The following is a 19216-nucleotide window of genomic DNA, read 5'->3' as shown; positions in this document are numbered from 1 at the left end:
CAAAGCGTCGCGATATACCCTGTCAATCGATGGGACTGGTAGAATCGCCGCCGGTTCACATGAGGTTTTTCCATGCACGATCCCCACAGCGAACGCATGAGTGGCAGTGAGACCCGCGCAGCAAGCGGTCTGGCCCTTGTGTTCGCGTTCCGTATGCTTGGCATGTTCATGGTGTTGCCGGTACTGGCGACCTATGGGATGGATCTGGCAGGAGCGACCCCGGCCCTCATCGGGCTGGCGATTGGCGCTTACGGCCTGACCCAGGCGATATTTCAGATTCCGTTCGGCTTCATTTCCGACCGCATCGGGCGCCGCCCGGTGATTTACCTGGGGCTGATCGTGTTCGCCCTCGGCAGTGTGCTGGCGGCCAACGCTGACTCGATCTGGGGCGTTATCGCCGGACGAATCCTGCAAGGCGCCGGGGCGATTTCCGCAGCTGTGATGGCGTTGCTGTCAGACCTGACCCGCGAACAGCATCGGACCAAAGCCATGGCCATGATCGGCATGACGATTGGTCTGTCGTTCGCGGTCGCCATGGTGGTAGGGCCTTTGCTGACTCGCGCCTTCGGCCTGTCCGGGTTGTTCCTCGCCACCGGTGGCATGGCGCTGGTGGGTATCGTGATCGTGATGTTCATGGTGCCGCGCTCCACCGGGCCGTTGCAGCACCGTGAGTCCGGCGTCGCGCGTCAGGCACTGATGCCGACGCTCAAGCACCCGGACCTGCTTCGCCTGGATCTGGGTATATTTGTGTTGCACGCGATGTTGATGTCGAGCTTCGTTGCATTGCCGCTGGCCCTGGTCGAAAAAGCCGGGCTGCCCAAAGAGCAGCACTGGTGGGTCTACCTGACCGCGCTGCTGATTTCCTTCTTCGCCATGATCCCGTTCATTATCTACGGCGAGAAGAAACGCAAAATGAAACGAGTTTTATTGGGCGCAGTGCTGACGCTGATGCTCACTGAGCTATTCTTCTGGCAGTTCGGCGATAGCTTGCGGGCTCTGGTGATCGGGACGGTGGTGTTCTTTACCGCGTTCAACTTGCTGGAAGCTTCGTTGCCATCGCTGATCAGCAAGGTTTCACCGGCGGGCGGCAAGGGCACGGCGATGGGGGTTTATTCCACCAGTCAGTTCCTCGGATCGGCACTGGGCGGGATCCTCGGCGGCTGGATGTTCCAGCATGGCGGTCTGTCGGTTGTCTTCCTCGGATGCGCCGGCCTGGCTGCCCTCTGGCTGGCCTTTGCTGTTACCATGCGCGAACCACCTTATGTCACGAGCCTGCGCTTGCCGTTGTCGCCCGAGGCGATCCGCGAAGCGGGTCTGGTTGAGCGCCTGAAGGCCGTCGTAGGGGTAACAGATGCGGTAATCGTTGCTGATGAAGCAGCGATTTACATCAAATTGGACACAGAACTATTGGATCGCACTACCCTCGAGCGTCTGGTGAACAACCCGCCCGAGGCAGCGTGCGTAGCCTAGGAGAACGTTATGGCCCGTGGGGTTAACAAAGTCATATTGGTCGGCACTTGCGGCCAGGATCCCGAAGTTCGCTACTTGCCTAACGGTAACGCCGTGACCAACCTGAGTCTGGCGACCAGCGAACAGTGGACCGACAAGCAGACCGGTCAGAAGGTCGAGAAGACCGAATGGCACCGTGTGTCGATGTTCGGCAAAGTGGCGGAAATCGCCGGCGAATACCTGCGTAAAGGTTCGCAGGTTTACATCGAAGGCAAACTGCAGACCCGCGAGTGGGAAAAAGACGGTATCAAGCGTTACACCACTGAAATCGTGGTCGACATGCAAGGCACCATGCAGCTGCTGGGCGGCCGTCCACAGCAGGGCGACCAACAAGGCGGGGGCAACAACTACCAGCAGTCCGCTCCGGCTCCACGCCAGCAGCAGGCGCCGCGTCCGCAGCAGTCGGCACCGCAACAGTCGCGTCCGGCTCCACAGCAGGCTGCTCCTCAGCCGGCTCCGGATTTCGACAGCTTTGATGACGATATCCCGTTCTAGGATATGGCTTAGGCCTTTGTAAGGTTTAGCCTCGAAACCCCCGATCGGTCCTCTGGACTGGTCGGGGGTTTTCTTTTGCACACGATTTGTAGGATCCAGCTTGCTGGCGATGGCGTCCATCCAGTCAATAAGCAGGTTGACTGAACCTCCGCCATCGCCGGCAAGCCGGCTCCTACAGGTTTGCGCTCAGCGGGATGATGTGGTTACGGCGGCCCGCGCTGTGTGCAGCTTTTTGTAGCTGTCGATCAGGCGCAGGTGCCTGTCGAGCCCCTCCAGTTTCATGCTGGTCGGCGTCAAGCCATGGAAGCGCACGGTCCCGTCCACCGAGCCGATTGCTGCGTCCGTCCGCTCGCTGCCAAACATCCGGCGGAAATTGGCCTCGTAGTCTTCCAGTTCCAGGTCTTCGTCCAGCTTCATCTCCAGCACCACATTGACGGCCTGGTAGAACAAGCCGCGCTCAACCGTGTTGTCGTTGTACTGCAGGAACATTTCCACTGCCTCTTTCGCCTCTTCAAATTGTTGCAGGGCGAGATAAATCAGCAGCTTCAACTCCAGGATCGTCAGCTGACCCCAAGCGGTATTGTCGTCAAATTCGATTCCGATCAAGCTGGTGATGTCGGTGTAGTCGTCCAGCTCACTTTCCACCAGACGCTCGACCAGCGCTCGCAGTTCGTCTTCGTCCAGGCGATGCAGGTTCAGGATGTCTTCACGGAAGAACAGCGCTTTGTTGGTGTTATCCCAGATCAGATCGTCTACCGGATAAATTTCCGAATAGTCCGGCACCAGGATGCGGCAGGCCGTCGCGCCGATATGCTCGTAGACCGCCATGTACACTTCCTTGCCCATGCCTTCGAGAATGCCGAACAGGGTCGCGGCTTCCTCGGTATTCGAGTTTTCACCCTGGCCGGAGAAGTCCCACTCCACGAATTCGTAATCCGACTTCGAACTGAAGAAGCGCCACGACACAACGCCGCTCGAGTCGATGAAGTGCTCGACGAAGTTGTTCGGCTCGGTCACCGCATGACCTTCAAACGTCGGCTGGGGCAGGTCGTTGAGGCCTTCGAAGCTGCGGCCTTGCAGCAACTCGGTGAGGCTGCGTTCCAGTGCCACTTCCAGGCTTGGGTGCGCGCCGAACGAGGCGAACACACCGCCGGTACGCGGGTTCATCAACGTGACGCACATCACCGGGAATTCACCGCCCAGGGACGCATCCTTCACCAACACCGGGAAACCCTGTTCTTCCAGCGCCTGAATGCCGGCGAGGATCCCTGGGTACTTTGCCAGCACGTGGGCCGGCACATCCGGCAGTGCAAATTCACCTTCGATGATTTCGCGTTTTACCGCGCGCTCGAAGATCTCCGACAGGCACTGCACCTGAGCTTCGGCCAGCGTATTGCCGGCACTCATTCCGTTGCTCAGGTACAGGTTTTCAATCAGGTTGGACGGGAAATACACCACCTCGCCGTCCGACTGGCGCACGTACGGGAGCGAGCAGATGCCGCGCTCTTCATTGCCCGAGTTGGTGTCGATCAGATGGGAACCGCGCAACTCGCCGTCGCGGTTGTAAATCTTCAGGCAGTACTCGTCGAGAATCTCGGTCGGCAGCGCGTCTTTGCGGCCAGGCTTGAACCAGCGCTCGTCCGGATAATGCACAAAATCCGCGTTGGCGATGTCTTCGCCCCAGAACTGGTCGTTGTAGAAGAAGTTGCAGTTGAGTCGCTCGATAAACTCGCCCAACGCCGACGCCAGTGCGCCTTCCTTGGTCGCACCCTTGCCGTTGGTGAAGCACATCGGCGAGTGCGCATCGCGGATATGCAGCGACCACACATTGGGCACGATATTGCGCCACGAGGCGATTTCAATCTTCATGCCCAGGTCCGCCAGGATGGCCGACATGTTGGCGATGGTTTGTTCCAGCGGCAGATCCTTGCCGGCAATGTAAGTGCTCGCTTCTGAGCTGGAAGCAGGCATCAACAGTGCCTGGGCATCGGCGTCGAGGTTTTCCACTTCTTCGATCACAAACTCAGGCCCGGCCTGCACCACTTTTTTCACGGTGCAACGGTCGATGGAACGCAGGATGCCCTGGCGGTCCTTGTCGGAGATGTCCGCGGGCAACTCGACCTGGATCTTGAAAATCTGGTTGTAGCGGTTTTCCGGGTCAACAATGTTGTTCTGCGACAGGCGGATGTTATCCGTGGGGATATTGCGTGTGCTGCAGTACAACTTCACGAAATACGCCGCACACAACGCCGACGAAGCCAGGAAGTAGTCGAACGGACCGGGTGCCGAGCCATCGCCCTTGTAGCGGATTGGTTGGTCGGCCACCACCGTGAAGTCGTCGAACTTGGCTTCAAGCCGAAGGTTGTCGAGAAAGTTGACCTTGATTTCCATGGGGGGTACCAGAATAACGGGCTAGACGATTTGGCCGCCATTATCCGGCTTTTCAGCGGTAAGTCTTGTGGTTGTCGGGTTCCTGATCGGGTTTACACCTGTTTCACCCCGACGCCCGATGCATGGCAACGGGCTTTTCCACTGATGGTAATTGTTCAGTCGAGTATCAGGTGCGGCAAGAACCGGCTGGAGTCCTTGGTAATCAAGCTGTTGTCCTCGCGCACACCGATCCCCGCCGCCTGATCGCCGATCACCCAGGAACCGATCAGCGTGTAGCTATCGCCAAACCGTGGCAACGGCGCGAACTCCTGAAGGATAAACGGTGCGTCCGTGTAGGGTCCGTCCTCTTTCACGATCAGACCGTCCGCTGTTTGCAGCTCGATGTTGGCGCCTTCCCGCGAGAAGAATGGCTTGCGCACCCAGCCCTTGGGCACCGCTTTGTTCGGGTCGGTATCCAGGTGGGCGGCGAGCAGGTTCGGATGACCTTTGTTGAACTCCCACAGCAGCGGCAGGATGCCTTTGTTGGAGATGATGGATTTCCAGGCCGGTTCGAAAAACTGCGTATCGCTCTGGGCAATCGCTGCACCAAAGGGCTCGTGGAAGATGAACTCCCAGGCGTGCAGTTTGAACAGGTGAGGAATCCAGCGATCTTCAAGATCGACGAAACGTCCGTCACTGGTGAGGCCAATGTCTTCGATGTCGATGTGGTGGGATTCGATGCCGACTTTTTCCGCAACCAGCCGCAGGTAATCGGTGGTGCCCTTGTCCTCGACCGAATCTTTCATCGAGGCGAAATAGAAGGGCTGCGTGATCTGCAGTTGAGCAAAGGCCTGATGCAGCTTGGTGTCGATGCTGTTGAACTGGTCGGCGTTCTTGGGCAACAAACCGCGCTCAATGCACTGCTCCAGCCAGCCCCACTGGAACGCCGCCGCTTCGTAGAGGCTGGTCGGCGTGTCGTAGTTGAGCTCCAGCAGTTTGGCCGGGCCGTTGCCGTTGTAGGAAAAGTCCATGCGCCCGTACAGATGCGGATGACCTTCGAGCCATGACGTACGAACCAGGTCGTAGAACGGTGCCGGAATGCTCAGGCGTTCCAGCAACTCCTCGCTCTGCACCACGCGAGCCACCAGGTCCATGCACATCTCATGGATCTCGGTGGTCGGGTCTTCGAGATCGTTCTCGATCTGTTTGAGCGTGAACTGGTAGTACGCGCTCTCGTCCCAATAGGGTTCGTCGTCGATGGTATGGAACAGAAAGCCGAGGTTTTCGGCGGTCTGTTTCCAGTCATGACGCTCTGCGCAGAGGATTTTCTTCATGGCCCTGTTTCCTTAACTGCTCGACCCGCCGCCACCCCAGCCGCTGCGCGCACTGGCTTTGCTGCCGAAGCCGCCACGGGAAGTGGACGAGGCAACGGACACCGGTTTGCTGGCGGAACGAATCGAGTCGGCGTAGTTGCTGCTGCCGTATCGCGCCTGATTGGATTTGGTAAAGGTCGAACCTTTCGAAATCCGCTGGCCGAGTGTCGAAGACGAATAGCTGCCACGGTCGTCGCGGTAGCGGTACACCGGCTCGGAATAGTAGCTGTTGCGGTTGTTGCTCAGCATGTTGCCGATCAGCAGGCCGGTCAGCAGGCTGGTGCCGGAGAATCCCGAACCGCCACTGTTCGCTTCCGAGGCAGGTAATTGCGCTTTGGCGGCGTCCACCTGGGATTGCGTCACCTCGCCATTGGCGGTCAGTTCGAAGCCGCCGAGTTTGGGGATGAACTTGCCGGCGGAGTCCTGCTGGCACCAGTCGGCGACGAAGTCGGCTTCGCAATCGGCCTGGTTGTCGTACACCGGTGCAATGCGTCGATGTTCGGCCATGGCGGTCATGAAGGCGTCCGAGCAGACGTCCACCGGAAGTTTTTCATCGGCGCATTGCTGCACGGACTGGAAGTTGTACTTTTTCTGCACCGAGTAGGTTTTTTCCGTCGGCCCGCAGCCCGAAATCGCCATCGCGACCGAGGCTGCCAACGACAGCTGAACGTACTTGCTTCGTTTCATCGGGAGCTCCGTGCGCGATCAGTTCGAGGAAGGGGTCATGCAGGCGGCGTTCAACATGCCGACGCTGATGGCCACGGCTGCCACGTAGATACCGGCGGCGATTTCACCTTTCTTGATGCGCTCGGAGGTGCCCTTGAGCACCAGGCTGGTCATCAGGAACGCCAACAATTGCACGAACGCGGCGATGACTGCCCAGACCACGAAGTCGAGGAGGCTGACCGAGTAGGCGATCACGTTGCTGGCCGGAATTGCGAAACCGATGACCGCACCGCCCAGGGCGATTGCAGCCGCGACGTTGCCCGAACGGATCAGCTCGAATTCCTTGTGCGGGGTGATGCGGGTGTAGATGAACTGGAACAGCGCGAACAGCACGGCGGCGCCGAGGATGTACGCAACAAACCCGAGCACGGCGGCTTTGTTCAGGGAGACGGAGAGCGCTTCTAGCATGGGTTTCTTCCTTTTTAAAAAGTGTTCAGGTCGGTGGTGTACAGCGAAATGCCCAGCGAAGTGCTCAAGCTGATCGTGCCTTCGGCGTCTTCTTCGACGGAAAACAGCAGGAATTCACGGCGGTCGGTCAGGCCGGTTTCGCGGGCGTACAGCATCGAACGGTGCTCGACGCTGTAGGACTCATCCGGGTTTTTCAGCTGTTCGCTCAACGCCACCAGTTCAGTCTGTCCATTCTCGGTGCCCCATTCGCGGGTGTATTCGACGCCGTTGTGGGTGTAGGTCGGCAGCCCGATCAGGCTGTTCGGACCGGCCAGACGGCGCAGCTCCGCTTCGCTGCTGATGGTGATGTAACTGAGGTAGTTGAACAGGATCACCGACTCGACCTGGCCGGCGATGTCGCCGGTGGTGTGCACTTGCAGCCAGTAGTCTTCGTCGTTCATGTAGTAGCGCGATAGCCAGGTCGACTGCCCGAGATCAATGGTGCCGTTGCTCCAGATCTGCTGCGAGCCGGGGATGGCCACGGCGGTTTTTTCGTCGAGCAACAATTGCAGCGTGCTGTCGAACATCACGCCTTTGCCAAGCGCCAGACCCAGCGGGCCGGCGGCCGGCTGGGTTTCGCTGGCGGTCCATTTCGAATCTGAATTCGCGTTCGGGGCCTCAAGCCCCAACAACTGTTTAAACCATCCCATTGGAGATTTCCTTGAGGCGAGTGGAGGCGATGTAGAAGAGCTCGCCGCCCTCGACGCGTGTGGCGCCAGGCGGGTTGATCGATGGTTGTCGGGCTCCCTTGGCGCGGTAGCCGATGAGGGTGGCGTTGTGACGTTCTTTCATCTGCGTGTACAGATCGCCGAAGGTCGCGTTAAACGTCTCGGGCAGTTTCATCAGGTATTGGGTCGCGCCCTGGCCCACGCACAGCAATTCGTTGATGACCACGGACGAGCCGGGGTCCTGAGACGCGCGCACAAGCATCTCGATGGCCATGCTGGATGTGCATTCCAGGCTGGGGGCGTAGGCACTGGCGAGCGAGGCGATTTCACTGTCATTGAAGTGGGCGACCACATGCCCGACAGGCTTCAGTTGATTGACCGCCAGCACGGTGGCCAGGGTCAGGTCGTCTGAATGGGTTCGCACCAGAACGCGTTCGGCACCGGGAACACCAGCGCGCAGTAGCAGCGCCACCGACGACAGGCTTTCGCCCTTGATGAAGGACGCCTGGCCGGGCATGGGGTTTTCTTCAAGGGTGCAATCGCAAATGACGATCAGGTTGTCGTTGGAGGTTTCATCCTGAAGCAACAACTCAACGACCCGTTCGCTGGACGCACCTTCCCAGCCGATGAGCACCGTATGCCCGACATTGCCGGTGTAGTCACCTTTGCCCTTCATGCTTTTTCTCCATACATCGATAACGCTGCTGGTGGTTTTGCCGATGGCTGCCGTCAGCAGCGCAATGCCGCCGAGCATGACCCAGGTGGCCACGAAAATGCGCCCCGCCGATGTCTGTGGCGCGAGATCGCCATAGCCTACGGTAAGCGTGGTAGTGAGATAGAAGTAGGTAAACGTGGCGGGGGCGGTGAGGTGCTGTTCGCCCAGCAATACCAGGCCCAGATACGCCGTGGTCAGGTGCACGGCCAAGGCGATGACCAGTCCCGCCCAACCGAATCGGTGGAAGAGGGACGAGGCATACATGCGCAATAAAAGGAAAATCGACATTTCGTCCCTGACTCCGTGGGTACTCATTCCTGGCGACGTTATCGCCTCGGCGTCTGAATGCTCAAGTGCGGTTAACCGGCGGCATTAAACCTGCTGCGCGGCGCAGAGAAAAGTACCTTGGCTGCAATAAATCCGGCGAGCGCCCCAAAGAGATGTCCTTCGAAGGACACACCCTGACGCGGAAGGAAGCCAAAGACCAGGCCGCCATAGAGCAGCGCCACGACGCTGGCCGTGATCAGGTTGCCCCAGCTGCGGTGAAACCAGGCGCGGGACAGGAGATAGGCCCACAGCCCGAATACCCAGCCGCTGGCGCCAATGTGTACGCCGGAAAATCCGAACAGCCAGACCAGCGCGCCGCCCAGCACAATGATGATCGCGCTGACGGCCAGGAACCGGTTGAGCCCGTCGACAATGACCAGGGTGCCCAGAATCAGGAAGGGAATCAGGTTGGCGCTGAGGTGCGCAAAGGACGCGTGCAAAAAAGGCGAGGTGATGATGCCGACCAGTCCGTGGACTGTTCTCGGCACCAGGCCGAATGCCACAAGGCTGTAGCCGGTCGCGGCGTTGAGCAGTTGCAGCGCCACCATGAAAATGGCGAGGCTGGCGATTGTCTTGAAACCCTTCAGGGCATCCATCCTTGACCTCGATTCAACGAAAAACTGAAACGCATATCCAATGTGGGAGCGAGCCTGCTCGCGAAGAGGGAGTGTCAGTCAACATTAATGTCGCCTGACAAACCGTAATCGCTAGCAGGCTAGCTCCCACAGGTTATGCATCTGCGACTGAGTGGGTTACTCAGCCGATTTCTGCTTCAGGCGCTCCAGAATCGCGTTGGCGCTGCCCGCGTCCGGCGTAATGCCGGCTTCGCGCAGTTTGCGCTCCAGGTCGGTGCCGGTCGAGGCATCGGCCAGTTGGTCCTGGGCTTCCAGTTCAGCGGCGCGTTGCTGCTGCTTGGCTTGCAAGCGGTTCAGCGTGCCGACTGCGGTTTCCAGCTTGCCGTTGGCGCCGCCGCTGGCGATGGACGCACTGACCTGGGCTTTCTGCACGCTTTCACGGGCCTTGGCCATGTCCACTTGCTGACGCAGGCTCTTGATGCGGCTTTCAGCCTTGGTGATGTCTTTGCGCATGTTGTCCGCATAACCGCCGAATTCGGTGGCCTGCTTCTGCTCGACATCCAGCTCGTTGGTCAGGGTCGAAATGGCTTCGGCCACTTCCAGTGCCAGGTCTTCACGGTTGGCCTGAATGGCGGCCAGCGCCTTGGATTCCAGGTCCTTGATCTTGGCGTTGTACTCGCTGACGCGATCGGCGGACAGTTTGTGCTTGGCCATGATGGTGACCAGCTCACGCTTGGCGTTGGCCAGCGCGCTGTCGGCGTCGCGGATTTCCTGGTCGAGGATGCGCAGGGCCTGTTGGTCGACGATCGATTCGCCGACTTCATTGGCACCGCCACGCAGTGCGGTGAACAATTTGCTCCAGATGGACTGAGTCATTGGATTTTCCCTGATTCCCGAATAATTAATTGAAAAAACGTTCGAAGGCTTCGCTGGCGCGCTGCACGTTGTCGACGAGGGTTTTGACCTCGGTCACGACGTTGGTCAGGCTCGAGTCGGAGCTGAGCGCGCCAAACATGTTGTAAACGACCTGCCCGTTAGGCATGGACTCGATGCCGATCGACGACAGCGGGAACATTTCCCGGCTGCGCAGCACGGCATCATTGAAGGCCGGCACGTCCTTGATCGACTCGACGTCGACCAGCACGGTATCGACGATGATCTGGTCGCCCACAACCGCGATGTAAATCGGCAAGCCACCGAAGTCGTTCATTTCCAGCTTGATGCTGGATTCGGAACCTTGGACGAGGGAGAGGGTGATGTCGTTCGAGACCACTTCGTCCAGGGCTTGAAGGGCGCTGTAGAGGCGATCGATGTTCCAGTTGTTACCTGCGCTCATGTAATTCTCCGACATGAATGAGCCAGCCAGGATCGGTTGGCGTAGCTGTTTCTCCATCTGCTTGAGCAGGCTTCGGTTTTCGGGAAGCACCCAAGTCTCGTGTTTTACATAACCGGCGGCACCCAGGCCCGCGCGCATCTGCTTCATGTAGAAGCTCGACGGTTTTTTCGCGGACGGTTTCGAGCGCTCTCCCTTGCGGCTTGCTGAATCGTTCACAGACCCGGAAGGCGGATCTGATGGAGAGCTGCTGTTCATGGTGCTGACCTCGTTGTGAAAAACTCACGCGTGAGAAACACTACAGGCAATTTTTGTTGGGCTCAATAGCTCACGCGTGAGATTTTTTTTATGGGTGGTGGAGGGTATATCCGTTTTTTGGGTGATAGCGGATATTGGTTTCGCCCTTACGGCGAGTCACTTGGAAAAGCCCCAAGTAACCAAGGGCTCTTGCCCCTTTCGTTCGGTGCCTCGCCTAGGCTCGGCATGCCCTCGCTCCGGTTCTGCTCCGTGGGCCCGCCGCGATCGGCCATCCCTGGCCGTGCGCGGCTAACCCGGCATCCATGCCGGGTTGCCCACTGCGCAGAACCTGCGTTCGGCCTCTCGAGGGGGCGCTCAGATCAAAAGCTGAAGGCGAGCTAACGCTCGGCCTGATGAGTGATGAGTGGTGAGAGGCGAAAGCGCACGCCGATCCCCTGTAGGAGCTGGCTTGCCGGCGAAAAGCGTCCGGACGACGCGTTCATCCAGACAACCCGCGTTATCGTTGACGTCCATCGCCAGCAAGCCAGCTCCTACAATTTTGAACCCTGTAAACCCGATCCCGTGTAGGAGCCGGCTTGCTGGCGATAGCGGTGGGTCAGTCGACGTATTTATTGCCTGAAAGGACGCCATCGCCAGCAAGCTGGCTCCTACAAGGGAAATGCGTATGTATTCGGAACGCACACGATCAATTGTAGGAGCCGGCTTGCTGCGGGCGGCGTTCCGACGATCGCGGTGTGTCAGTCTCCCTCCTTATTCGACTGGACGAACGCTATCGCCAGCAAGCCGGCTCCTACAGGGAGGTGGTGCACATGTCCGGAATGAGTGAACGCGTCAAAGAAGGACAACGCGGACAACTGAAGAGCCAGGTCGGCTTTCAGGCCGCCTCGGCGGCTGTGGCGGTAGTCGCCCCCTCGAGAGGCCGAGCGCAGGTTCTGCGCAGTGGGCAACCCGGCATGGATGCCGGGTTAGCCGCCCCCGGCCATGGATGGCCGATGGCGGCGGGCCCACGGAGCAGGACCGGAGCGAGGGTATGCCGAGCCTTAGCGAGGCACCGAACGAAAGGGGCAGAAGCGCTTTGGTTACTTTCCGCCGGGCCGCGCAGGCTTTTCGAAAGTGACTCGCTGTAAGAGCGAAACCAATAGCAGCCGTTACCGCAGCAACGGATATGTACTCAGCTCAGCTCAGCTCAGCTCACCCAGCCAGAAACTCGCCAGTAGACACCACGCGAGCATAGGCAAAACCCAACGCCGACATGAACGCGGCATGAACATGGGCAGCCGGAACCGTAAGTCCGTTGAACTCCAAATCCCGCGAGGCACAGGCGTCATGAATGACAGTGACGGCGTAACCCATGTCGGCGGCCGCACGGGTAATGCCATCGACGCACATGTGACTCATGCTGCCAACCACCACCAACTCCTTGATACCCTGCTCATCAAGAATTGACTGCAGTTCAGTTTCGCGGAACGAGTTGACGAAGTGCTTGAGCACCACCGGCTCGTCGGCGCGGTTCAGGACTTTGGGATGCAGCTTCGCGCCCTCGGAGCCCGGGGTGAAGAAGGGCGCTTCGTCGGAAGTGAACTCGTGGCGAATGTGCACCACCGAATCACCGGCATCACGAAAAGCTTTGAGCAGGCGTACGGCGTTATCCGCAGCCGCGTCGGCGCCGACCAGCGGCCACTTGCCCTGGGGGAAGTAGTCGTTTTGGATATCAACTACGATGAGTGCTTGCTTGGCCATGACTGTTTCCTCGAAGTGTGTGTTGGTGTGGAATGAAGTATTGGCTCTGGCGGACCGTCCGAGGATTGGCCGCACCGACAATAGAAGGGGGAAAACTGACAATGGACGCACAAAGGGCAATCGCCGAGCTGGGCGTGCTGATTTATCCCGGCGCGCAGATGGCGGCGGTGCACGGGCTGACCGACTTGTTCGGGGTGGCGAACCGGATTGCCGCTGACTATCAAGCGGCGCAGTTGCCGCTGTTGCGGGTCAGCCATTGGCAGGTCGATGGCGATCAACCACCCCAGCGCATCTACGACAGCCATCCCGCGCCGGACGGCGCATTGGTGGCAGTGCTGATCCCGCCGTCGATTGGCGGTTTTTCCGAAGGCCAGGCACCGCAAGGCTTGCTGCGCTGGATTCGTCAGCAGCACGCACAAGGCGCGACCCTCGGCGGCGTCTGCGTGGGCTCGATTCTATTGGCTGAGAGCGGCCTGCTCGACGGTCGCAGCGCCACCACCCACTGGACGTCGGCCAAGGCGTTCGCCGAGCGTTATCCGGCGATCAAGCTCAAGGCCGACACGCCGATCGTCGATGACGGCGACTTGATCACCACCGCCGGGTTGATGGCCTGGTCCGAGCTGGGTTTGCGTCTGGTCGACCGATTGCTGGGGCCGAGCGTCGCCACCGGCACTGCGCGGTTTCTGGTGGTGGAACACAGCGACAGTGCGAGTGAATGTGGCAGCAACTTTTCACCGATTCTCAGCCACGGCGATGCCTCGATTCTCAAGGTTCAGCATTGGCTGCAAAGCACCGGCGCGACCGATGTGTCGCTGGCGACCATGGCTGAACGGGCAGGGCTGGAAGAACGCACCTTCCTGCGAAGATTTCGTGCTGCAACCGGGCTCAAACCCACCGAGTACTGCCAGCACCTGCGGGTCGGCAAGGCCCGGGAAATGCTTGAATTCACCAACGGCACCATCGACCACATTGCCTGGACCGTCGGTTATCAGGACCCGAGTGCCTTCCGCGCGACGTTCAAGAAAATTACCGGGTTGGCGCCGAGTGATTATCGGGCGCGGTTTGGGGTGACGCCGACTACCGCATCGGTCCGTCAGTGAACATCAATTCAGTGTAGGAGCGAGCCTGCTCGCGAAGAGGCCGTGACGGTCAGCATCTATGTCGCCTGAAAGGTCGCTTTCGCGAGCAGGCTCGCTCCTACAGTGGGTCTATGCAAGGCTTGGGTCGTGCAAAATGCCGGGAGCGATATGGCGGTCGTGCAGAATGAGGCAGGCTCAGTGCTATCACCGTTTTCGCAACTGATTGAATTGTCGATTATTTCAAATCAGCTGCCGTTGGCCTGATCTCTGCACCCCTACAACTACACTCATCAAGCGCCGATTGAAGGGGGACGCATGACCCCAACAAACCGCAAGAAACTGGTGGTCGCCCATTCGGTGCGGCCCGACGCGCCACAGCACGAAGTCGAAACCAATCACGCATTGGCCCGTTGGCTGGCGCAGGTTCTCGGGTTCAAATTCGGCGGCAGCTACGACCCCGAACACCACAGCGGTCGCGATCTTTATCTGCTGCCGACACAAACCATTGTCGGCGCTGCGGCCGCGCGGCAATTGGGCGTCAAGGGCCCGGAGGATTTGTGGGGCGGCTATGTCGAGCATGATTTCATCTGCACCAAAGCCATCAGCCACGGCTTGCGCAACAAAAACGCTTTTGCTCCGCACGGCTGGTCGCCGTTGTTTTGCGAACGGGTGCGCAACGTGGTGCTCGAGGGTCTCAGCGTGTTCTCCCTCGACGATGCGCGCCCTGCGGCGGAGCATTTGCTCGATAACGGACCGATCCGCCTGAAGCCGATCCATGCCTGCGCCGGACGCGGTCAGGAGGTGATCCAGAGCCTCGACCAATTCGATGCGATCCTCGGCAGGCCCGAAGCCAAGGCGCTATTCACCGAAGGCGTGGTGTTGGAGCAAGACCTGACCGAGGTGGTGACCCACAGCGTCGGCCAAAGCTTCATCGGCGGCACAGTGCTGAGTTACTGCGGTGATCAATACTTGACCGCAGACGGTCATGGCGAGCAGGTTTATGGCGGTTCCAATCTGCTCGTGGTGCAGGGCGGCTACGACGAGCTGCTCGAACTGCAACTGCCCGACGACGTGCGGCTGGCCATCCGGCAAGCGCAGGTGTTCGACCGTGCGGCGGACGAGGCCTATCCCGGTTTCTATGCCTCGCGGCGCAACTACGACATCGCGCAAGGTCTGGACAGTAACGGCACACAGCGCAGCGGCGTGCTTGAACAGTCCTGGCGCATGGGCGGTGCCAGCAGCGCCGAAGTGGCGGCGTTGCAGAGCTTCGTCAACGACCCGCAGATGAGCGCGATTCGTGTGTCTTCGGTGGAAACCTACATCGATCAAGCGCTGCCGGCGGACGCCATCGAGGTGTACCGCGGGCCGGCGCACAACAGTGAATTTCTCCTCAAGTACGTAACGGTCAAATCCTATGACGGCTAGAAGCGAAACCATTCAGATCGACATCGACGATGAACAGATGAGCGGGACTTTTCTCAGCCCCAAATCGAAGGTCCCCGGCGTGCTCTTCGTGCACGGTTGGGGCGGCAGTCAGGAGCGTGATCTTGAACGGGCCAAAGGCATCGCAGGTCTGGGCTGCGTATGTCTGACGTTCGACTTGCGCGGTCACACCGGCGGCACCGGCATTCCACTGACGCGAGTTTCCCGCGAAGACAACCTGCGAGACCTGCTGGCGGCGTACGACCGATTGCTCGCGCACCCTGCGCTCGACACCTCGGCGATCGCCGTGGTCGGCACCAGTTATGGCGGCTATCTGGCTTCGATTCTGACCTCATTGCGCCCCGTGCGCTGGCTGGCGCTGCGGGTGCCGGCGTTGTATCGCGATGAGCAATGGCACGCGCCCAAGCGCGAACTGGACAAGCTCGATTTGCGTGATTACCGCAGCACGCTGGTGCGCGCCGACAGCAATCGCGCGTTGCATGCCTGTTCGCAATTTACCGGGGATGTGCTGCTGGTGGAGTCCGAGACTGACGACTATGTGCCCCACGCGACCATCATGAGTTACCGGGCGGCGTGTCAGCAGACGCACTCGCTGACCCACCGCATCATCGACGGCGCCGACCACGCGTTGAGCGAGCCGGTTTCGCAGCAGGCGTATACGTCGATCCTGGTGGACTGGATTACCGAGATGGTGGTGGGTGAGCGGTTGAGCATCATCCAGTCGACGTAAGAGCGGCGGTGGATTCTTCGCGGGCAAGCCTCGCTCCTACAGGAAGCGCGCGAACCCCGTAGGAGCGAGGCTTGCCCGCGAAGGCGTCCTTACAACCACCCAATCACTTGGGCTTTTTCGCAATCCGCAGCGACTTGGCCTTGGCTTCGACAATCAAATACATCACCAACGTAATCAACAACGGCAGGATGAAATAAATCGCCCGATACGCCAGCAACCCCGCCACCAGGCTCCCCCGCGAAGCCTCATGCTGCAGCAACGCCACAAACACCGCCTCCAACACCCCGAGCCCCGCCGGAATGTGCGTGATCACCCCGGCAATCGCGCTGATCAACAACACGCCAAGCACCAGCGGATAATCCAGCTTGCTTGGCAAAAGGGTGAAGATCACCGCTGCCATCAGCGACCAGTTCAGCGCCCCGAGCGCCAGTTGCAGCACCGCCATGCGCAGGGACGGCAGGTTGATTTCGACACCGCGAATTGCCCACTCCCGCCGCTTGGAAAACTGGCAGGCGGCCAGGTATCCCGCGCTCACCAGCAACAACAAAACGCCCACGCCTTGCAGTGCTCCGCTACTGAGTTTCCAGCCCGGTGGCATGCGCACCAGCCCGCTGCTGAACATCGCGCCGGCAATCACCATGTAGCCGAACCAGTTGGTCGCCAGGCTCAGGCCGAGGATTTTCGCGATGTTGCTTTTGCTTACGCCGAGCCGCGAGTAAAGCCGATAGCGCATGGCAATGCCGCCGACCCAGGCACTCAGGTTGAGGTTGAAGGCGTAGCTGATGATCCCCACTGGCAGGATCTGTTTCCAGGTCAGGTCCTGACGAATATAGGTACGGCCAATCAGGTCGAAACAGGCGTACACCAGAAAACTCACCAGCGTCAGCCCGGAGGCGATGATCAGCGTGCGCACCTTGAAATCGGCGAGGGTGTCGAACACCTCGTTCCATTTGATGCGTTGGGCCAGCATCGTGAACAGGACGATCAGCGCCAGGAAAAACAGCATCGTCAGCGGTTTCTTCCAGCGACTCCAATGCGACTTGTGCGGGCTGTCGGCGTGAGGCGCCGAATGGGTTTCAGCGCGGTTCATGGTGATCGCCCCCGGCGAGGTGGGTGAAGGGCTTCAGGCGTGGCTTGTGTGCCGGCAGCCAGCCGGCCCACGCCGGGAAGTGCCGCAGGAAGTGAAACACCAGAAAACCGACGGTCATGTGCCAGACCCGACCGCGTGGGGATTTGTCCGCACACATGGCTTTGCAGTGGTTGTCGCTCAGCCTCTCGAGGCGTTCGAACAAATCGCGGTTGAAGGCGCGATCGCGGATCAGCACATTGGCTTCCAGATTCATCGACAGGCTCAGCGGGTCGAGGTTGCTCGAGCCGACGGTGCTCCAGTCTTCATCCACCAGCGCGACTTTGCCGTGTAGCGGGCGCTCGCAATATTCGTGAATCTGCACCCCGGATTTGAGCAGGTAGTCATAGGTCATGCGCGCCGCCAGTTTGGCCACCATCATGTCCGGCTGGCCTTGCAGGATCAGTCGCACCTCGACACCTCGCCGCGCGGCGTTGCGTATCTCGCGCAGCAAGCGATAACCGGGAAAGAAATAGGCGTTGGCAATCACCACGCGACGCTGGGCGCTGCGCAGGACATGTCGATAAACCTCTTCGATATCGGTTTGATGATCACCGTTGTCGCGGTACACCAAACGGACCTGGCCATCGTGATCGTTGAACGCCAGTTCCGAGCGCCGCTGCCGCCGGCGTTGCCACCAGTATTTGGCGCGGGCCGGGCGACCGCTTTGCAGCAGGGTGAAATGATGAATGTCGGTCACCGCCGGGCCTTGCACTTCAACCGAGTAATCCTGTTTGGCCTCGGGGCCGAAGTCGGCCAGATGGTCGGCGGAAAAGTTGATCCCGCCGATGAACGCAATCGTGCCGTCGACCACCACGATTTTGCGGTGCAAGCGCCGGAACCAGTTTGTGCGGATGCCCAGCCGCTTCGGTGCCGGGTCAAATATTTGCAGGTGCACGCCGGCCTCGCTCAACGCGGTGAGGTAATCGGTGCTCAACTCGCCACAACCAAACCCGTCGAGACTGGCGGTGACGCGCACGCCGCGTTGAGCCGCGTCGATCAGCACTTGCTGCAGTTCTTCGCCGACCTTGTCCTCGAAAACGATGAAGGTTTCCAGGAGGATTTCAGTCTTGGCCTGGCGCATGGCTTCGAACACCCGCGGGAAATATTCTTCGCCGTTTTCCAGCAGCTCCACCCGGTTGTTGCCCTGCCAGCCATATTCAACGTCAACCACGCCGGGTTCGCGCACTGGCGGGTTGGTGGGCACGTGATCCACGGTGGTTTTTTCCATCGGTGCGCTGCTCATAGCTCGATCTCCACCGATAGCGGTGCGTGGTCGGAAAGATGGGACCAGGGCCGCGCCGCCAGGACTTGCGGGCGGCAGGCCGTGAGGTTGCGCACGTAGATGCGGTCCAGGCGCAAGGCCGGCAAGCGCGCCGGAAAACTGCGCGCCGGTTTGCCGTGGAGTTCGGCGAAGACCTCGCGCAAACCACAGGGTTTGAGCATTGCGTCGGCGCGCTGACGCCAGTCGTTGAAGTCACCGGCGACAATCACCGGCGCATCGCTCGGCAACTCTGCGAGGCGTTGGGTCAGCAGCTTCAGCTGTTCATTGCGATGGGTTTCGCGCAGCCCCAGATGGACGCAAATCGCGTGCACCTCCGGGCCATCGACGGGCAAGCGCAATACGCAATGCAGGATGCCGCGGTTTTCGTGCCCGCTGATGGACACGTCGAGGTTGTCGTGGCGAATGATCTGGAATTTCGACAACAGTGCATTGCCGTGGTCGCCTGCCGGGTACACCGCGTTGCGTCCGTAGGCGAACTGCGGCCACAGCGTGTCGGCGAGAAATTCGTACTGCGGCATCGTCGGCCAGTTGCTGTAACGCTGGGGATGGTGCTCGTGGGTGCCGTGGACTTCCTGCAAAAACACCACGTCGGCGGACACGCTGCGCACGGCTTCACGCAATTCCGGCAGGATGAAACGCCGGTTGAGCGCGGTAAAACCCTTGTGCGTGTTGACCGTCAGCACGGTGAAGCGGCGTACTGCGGCCACGGTTCCTGACGAGTCATCGTCGGGGTTGAACTGCTCGGCGCGGTTCATGGCAACACGCCTTGTGCCGCAGGCTCGCCGGAGGCAAAGGAGCGCCAAGCTGAAATACCGCTGTGAATCGCCGCCATGTCGCCTCCCGTCTGATGGTCCTCGATTACCCCTGTCTTTTGATGACTGCGGGGCAAGCGAGAAAGTTTCGACGGGACTACGGACGGTAGGAGGGCTAAACCTGTAGGAGCCGGCTTGCTGCGGGCGGCGTTCCGACGATAGCGGTGGCACATTCAACATTGATGTGACTGGTACACCGCTATCG

18 protein-coding genes are annotated in these 19216 nt (G+C 59.9%); 5 read left to right on the top strand and 13 right to left on the bottom strand.

Features of this window, described 5'->3' with window-relative positions; translation table 11 throughout:
• The first annotated feature begins 72 nt into the window (after positions 1-72).
• Entirely contained in the window at positions 73-1470 is a 1398-nt protein-coding gene (locus tag IB254_RS27895; protein ID WP_008030907.1) for an MFS transporter, read from the top strand.
• Between the two features lie 9 nt (positions 1471-1479).
• On the top strand, positions 1480-2004 hold the full coding sequence (locus IB254_RS27890) for a single-stranded DNA-binding protein (RefSeq protein ID WP_008041307.1): 525 nt from the start codon (positions 1480-1482) through the stop codon (positions 2002-2004).
• Positions 2005-2190: 186 nt separating this feature from the next.
• Here the strand turns inward: IB254_RS27890 and IB254_RS27885 are convergent, their stop codons facing one another.
• From IB254_RS27885 to IB254_RS27840, 10 genes are all read right to left on the bottom strand, one after another.
• Positions 2191-4395: an OsmC domain/YcaO domain-containing protein gene (locus IB254_RS27885; protein ID WP_192420657.1), complete on the bottom strand. Its 2205-nt coding sequence runs from the start codon at positions 4393-4395 to the stop codon at positions 2191-2193.
• 155 nt (positions 4396-4550) lie between these two features.
• Positions 4551-5708 carry a glutathionylspermidine synthase family protein gene (locus IB254_RS27880; protein WP_192420656.1) on the bottom strand — a complete coding sequence of 386 codons (1158 nt, stop codon included), beginning with the start codon at positions 5706-5708 and terminating at the stop codon, positions 4551-4553.
• A 12-nt stretch (positions 5709-5720) separates the two neighbouring features.
• Positions 5721-6434 carry a DUF1190 domain-containing protein gene (locus IB254_RS27875; RefSeq protein WP_008041314.1) on the bottom strand — a complete coding sequence of 238 codons (714 nt, stop codon included), beginning with the start codon at positions 6432-6434 and terminating at the stop codon, positions 5721-5723.
• Between the two features lie 18 nt (positions 6435-6452).
• On the bottom strand, positions 6453-6881 hold the full coding sequence (locus tag IB254_RS27870) for a DUF350 domain-containing protein (protein ID WP_008030949.1): 429 nt from the start codon (positions 6879-6881) through the stop codon (positions 6453-6455).
• A 14-nt stretch (positions 6882-6895) separates the two neighbouring features.
• Entirely contained in the window at positions 6896-7570 is a 675-nt protein-coding gene (locus IB254_RS27865; RefSeq protein WP_008030951.1) for a DUF2491 family protein, read from the bottom strand.
• Positions 7557-8591: an ion channel gene (locus IB254_RS27860; RefSeq protein ID WP_192420654.1), complete on the bottom strand. Its 1035-nt coding sequence runs from the start codon at positions 8589-8591 to the stop codon at positions 7557-7559. Before IB254_RS27860 ends, IB254_RS27865 begins: the two co-directional genes overlap by 14 nt.
• 71 nt (positions 8592-8662) lie before the next feature.
• On the bottom strand, positions 8663-9226 hold the full coding sequence (locus IB254_RS27855; RefSeq protein ID WP_192420652.1) for a rhomboid family intramembrane serine protease: 564 nt from the start codon (positions 9224-9226) through the stop codon (positions 8663-8665).
• A 156-nt stretch (positions 9227-9382) separates the two neighbouring features.
• On the bottom strand, positions 9383-10081 hold the full coding sequence (locus IB254_RS27850) for a PspA/IM30 family protein (protein ID WP_008041320.1): 699 nt from the start codon (positions 10079-10081) through the stop codon (positions 9383-9385).
• Between the two features lie 25 nt (positions 10082-10106).
• Positions 10107-10688, bottom strand: a complete 582-nt coding sequence (locus tag IB254_RS27845; protein ID WP_085988408.1) for a YjfI family protein — start codon at positions 10686-10688, stop codon at positions 10107-10109.
• A gap of 1299 nt (positions 10689-11987) precedes the next feature.
• Positions 11988-12536 carry a cysteine hydrolase family protein gene (locus IB254_RS27840; RefSeq protein WP_008044039.1) on the bottom strand — a complete coding sequence of 183 codons (549 nt, stop codon included), beginning with the start codon at positions 12534-12536 and terminating at the stop codon, positions 11988-11990.
• A 101-nt stretch (positions 12537-12637) separates the two neighbouring features.
• On the opposite strand from IB254_RS27840, the gene IB254_RS27835 reads away from it, so the two are divergent.
• The 3 genes from IB254_RS27835 to IB254_RS27825 all read left to right on the top strand — a co-directional run bounded on the left by IB254_RS27835 (position 12638) and on the right by IB254_RS27825 (position 15788).
• Entirely contained in the window at positions 12638-13636 is a 999-nt protein-coding gene (locus tag IB254_RS27835; RefSeq protein ID WP_192420650.1) for a GlxA family transcriptional regulator, read from the top strand.
• Positions 13637-13930: 294 nt separating this feature from the next.
• A complete protein-coding gene (locus tag IB254_RS27830) occupies positions 13931-15040 on the top strand; it encodes a DUF3182 family protein (RefSeq protein WP_192420648.1) in 1110 nt (369 codons plus the stop codon).
• Positions 15030-15788: an alpha/beta hydrolase family protein gene (locus tag IB254_RS27825; RefSeq protein ID WP_192420646.1), complete on the top strand. Its 759-nt coding sequence runs from the start codon at positions 15030-15032 to the stop codon at positions 15786-15788. Before IB254_RS27830 ends, IB254_RS27825 begins: the two co-directional genes overlap by 11 nt.
• Before the next feature lie 103 nt (positions 15789-15891).
• Here IB254_RS27825 and IB254_RS27820 read toward each other — a convergent pair whose 3' ends face one another.
• Genes IB254_RS27820 through IB254_RS27810 form a run of 3 tightly spaced genes read right to left on the bottom strand, consistent with a single transcriptional unit; the run spans position 15892 to position 18954 of the window.
• Positions 15892-16878, bottom strand: a complete 987-nt coding sequence (locus tag IB254_RS27820) for a lysylphosphatidylglycerol synthase domain-containing protein (RefSeq protein ID WP_192420644.1) — start codon at positions 16876-16878, stop codon at positions 15892-15894.
• Positions 16865-18160, bottom strand: coding sequence for a cardiolipin synthase ClsB (gene clsB / locus IB254_RS27815; RefSeq protein ID WP_192420642.1), 1296 nt, complete (start codon positions 18158-18160; stop codon positions 16865-16867). The genes IB254_RS27820 and clsB overlap by 14 nt, the downstream gene beginning before the upstream one ends.
• Positions 18157-18954: an endonuclease/exonuclease/phosphatase family protein gene (locus IB254_RS27810; RefSeq protein WP_192420640.1), complete on the bottom strand. Its 798-nt coding sequence runs from the start codon at positions 18952-18954 to the stop codon at positions 18157-18159. The genes clsB and IB254_RS27810 overlap by 4 nt, the downstream gene beginning before the upstream one ends.
• Between the last annotated feature and the right edge of the window lie 262 nt (positions 18955-19216).

Source organism: Pseudomonas sp. PDM03 (assembly GCF_014852385.1).
GTDB classification, from domain to species: Bacteria; Pseudomonadota; Gammaproteobacteria; order Pseudomonadales; family Pseudomonadaceae; genus Aquipseudomonas; species Aquipseudomonas migulae.
This window is presented reverse-complemented; position numbering and strand designations above follow the sequence as displayed.

Excerpts from the sequence above, each read along its gene's own strand:
- IB254_RS27810 (WP_192420640.1), bottom strand. The coding sequence starts at position 18,954 with ATGAACCGCGCCGAGCAGTTCAACCCCGACGATGACTCGTCAGGAACC.
- IB254_RS27830 (WP_192420648.1), top strand. The coding sequence starts at position 13,931 with ATGACCCCAACAAACCGCAAGAAACTGGTGGTCGCCCATTCGGTGCGG.
- IB254_RS27820 (WP_192420644.1), bottom strand. The coding sequence starts at position 16,878 with ATGAACCGCGCTGAAACCCATTCGGCGCCTCACGCCGACAGCCCGCAC.
- IB254_RS27890 (WP_008041307.1), top strand. The coding sequence starts at position 1,480 with ATGGCCCGTGGGGTTAACAAAGTCATATTGGTCGGCACTTGCGGCCAG.
- IB254_RS27840 (WP_008044039.1), bottom strand. The coding sequence starts at position 12,536 with ATGGCCAAGCAAGCACTCATCGTAGTTGATATCCAAAACGACTACTTC.
- IB254_RS27860 (WP_192420654.1), bottom strand. The coding sequence starts at position 8,591 with ATGTCGATTTTCCTTTTATTGCGCATGTATGCCTCGTCCCTCTTCCAC.
- IB254_RS27895 (WP_008030907.1), top strand. The coding sequence starts at position 73 with ATGCACGATCCCCACAGCGAACGCATGAGTGGCAGTGAGACCCGCGCA.
- IB254_RS27885 (WP_192420657.1), bottom strand. The coding sequence starts at position 4,395 with ATGGAAATCAAGGTCAACTTTCTCGACAACCTTCGGCTTGAAGCCAAG.
- IB254_RS27875 (WP_008041314.1), bottom strand. The coding sequence starts at position 6,434 with ATGAAACGAAGCAAGTACGTTCAGCTGTCGTTGGCAGCCTCGGTCGCG.
- IB254_RS27855 (WP_192420652.1), bottom strand. The coding sequence starts at position 9,226 with ATGGATGCCCTGAAGGGTTTCAAGACAATCGCCAGCCTCGCCATTTTC.
- IB254_RS27850 (WP_008041320.1), bottom strand. The coding sequence starts at position 10,081 with ATGACTCAGTCCATCTGGAGCAAATTGTTCACCGCACTGCGTGGCGGT.
- IB254_RS27865 (WP_008030951.1), bottom strand. The coding sequence starts at position 7,570 with ATGGGATGGTTTAAACAGTTGTTGGGGCTTGAGGCCCCGAACGCGAAT.
- IB254_RS27845 (WP_085988408.1), bottom strand. The coding sequence starts at position 10,688 with ATGAAGCAGATGCGCGCGGGCCTGGGTGCCGCCGGTTATGTAAAACAC.
- IB254_RS27880 (WP_192420656.1), bottom strand. The coding sequence starts at position 5,708 with ATGAAGAAAATCCTCTGCGCAGAGCGTCATGACTGGAAACAGACCGCC.
- clsB (WP_192420642.1), bottom strand. The coding sequence starts at position 18,160 with ATGAGCAGCGCACCGATGGAAAAAACCACCGTGGATCACGTGCCCACC.
- IB254_RS27835 (WP_192420650.1), top strand. The coding sequence starts at position 12,638 with ATGGACGCACAAAGGGCAATCGCCGAGCTGGGCGTGCTGATTTATCCC.
- IB254_RS27870 (WP_008030949.1), bottom strand. The coding sequence starts at position 6,881 with ATGCTAGAAGCGCTCTCCGTCTCCCTGAACAAAGCCGCCGTGCTCGGG.
- IB254_RS27825 (WP_192420646.1), top strand. The coding sequence starts at position 15,030 with ATGACGGCTAGAAGCGAAACCATTCAGATCGACATCGACGATGAACAG.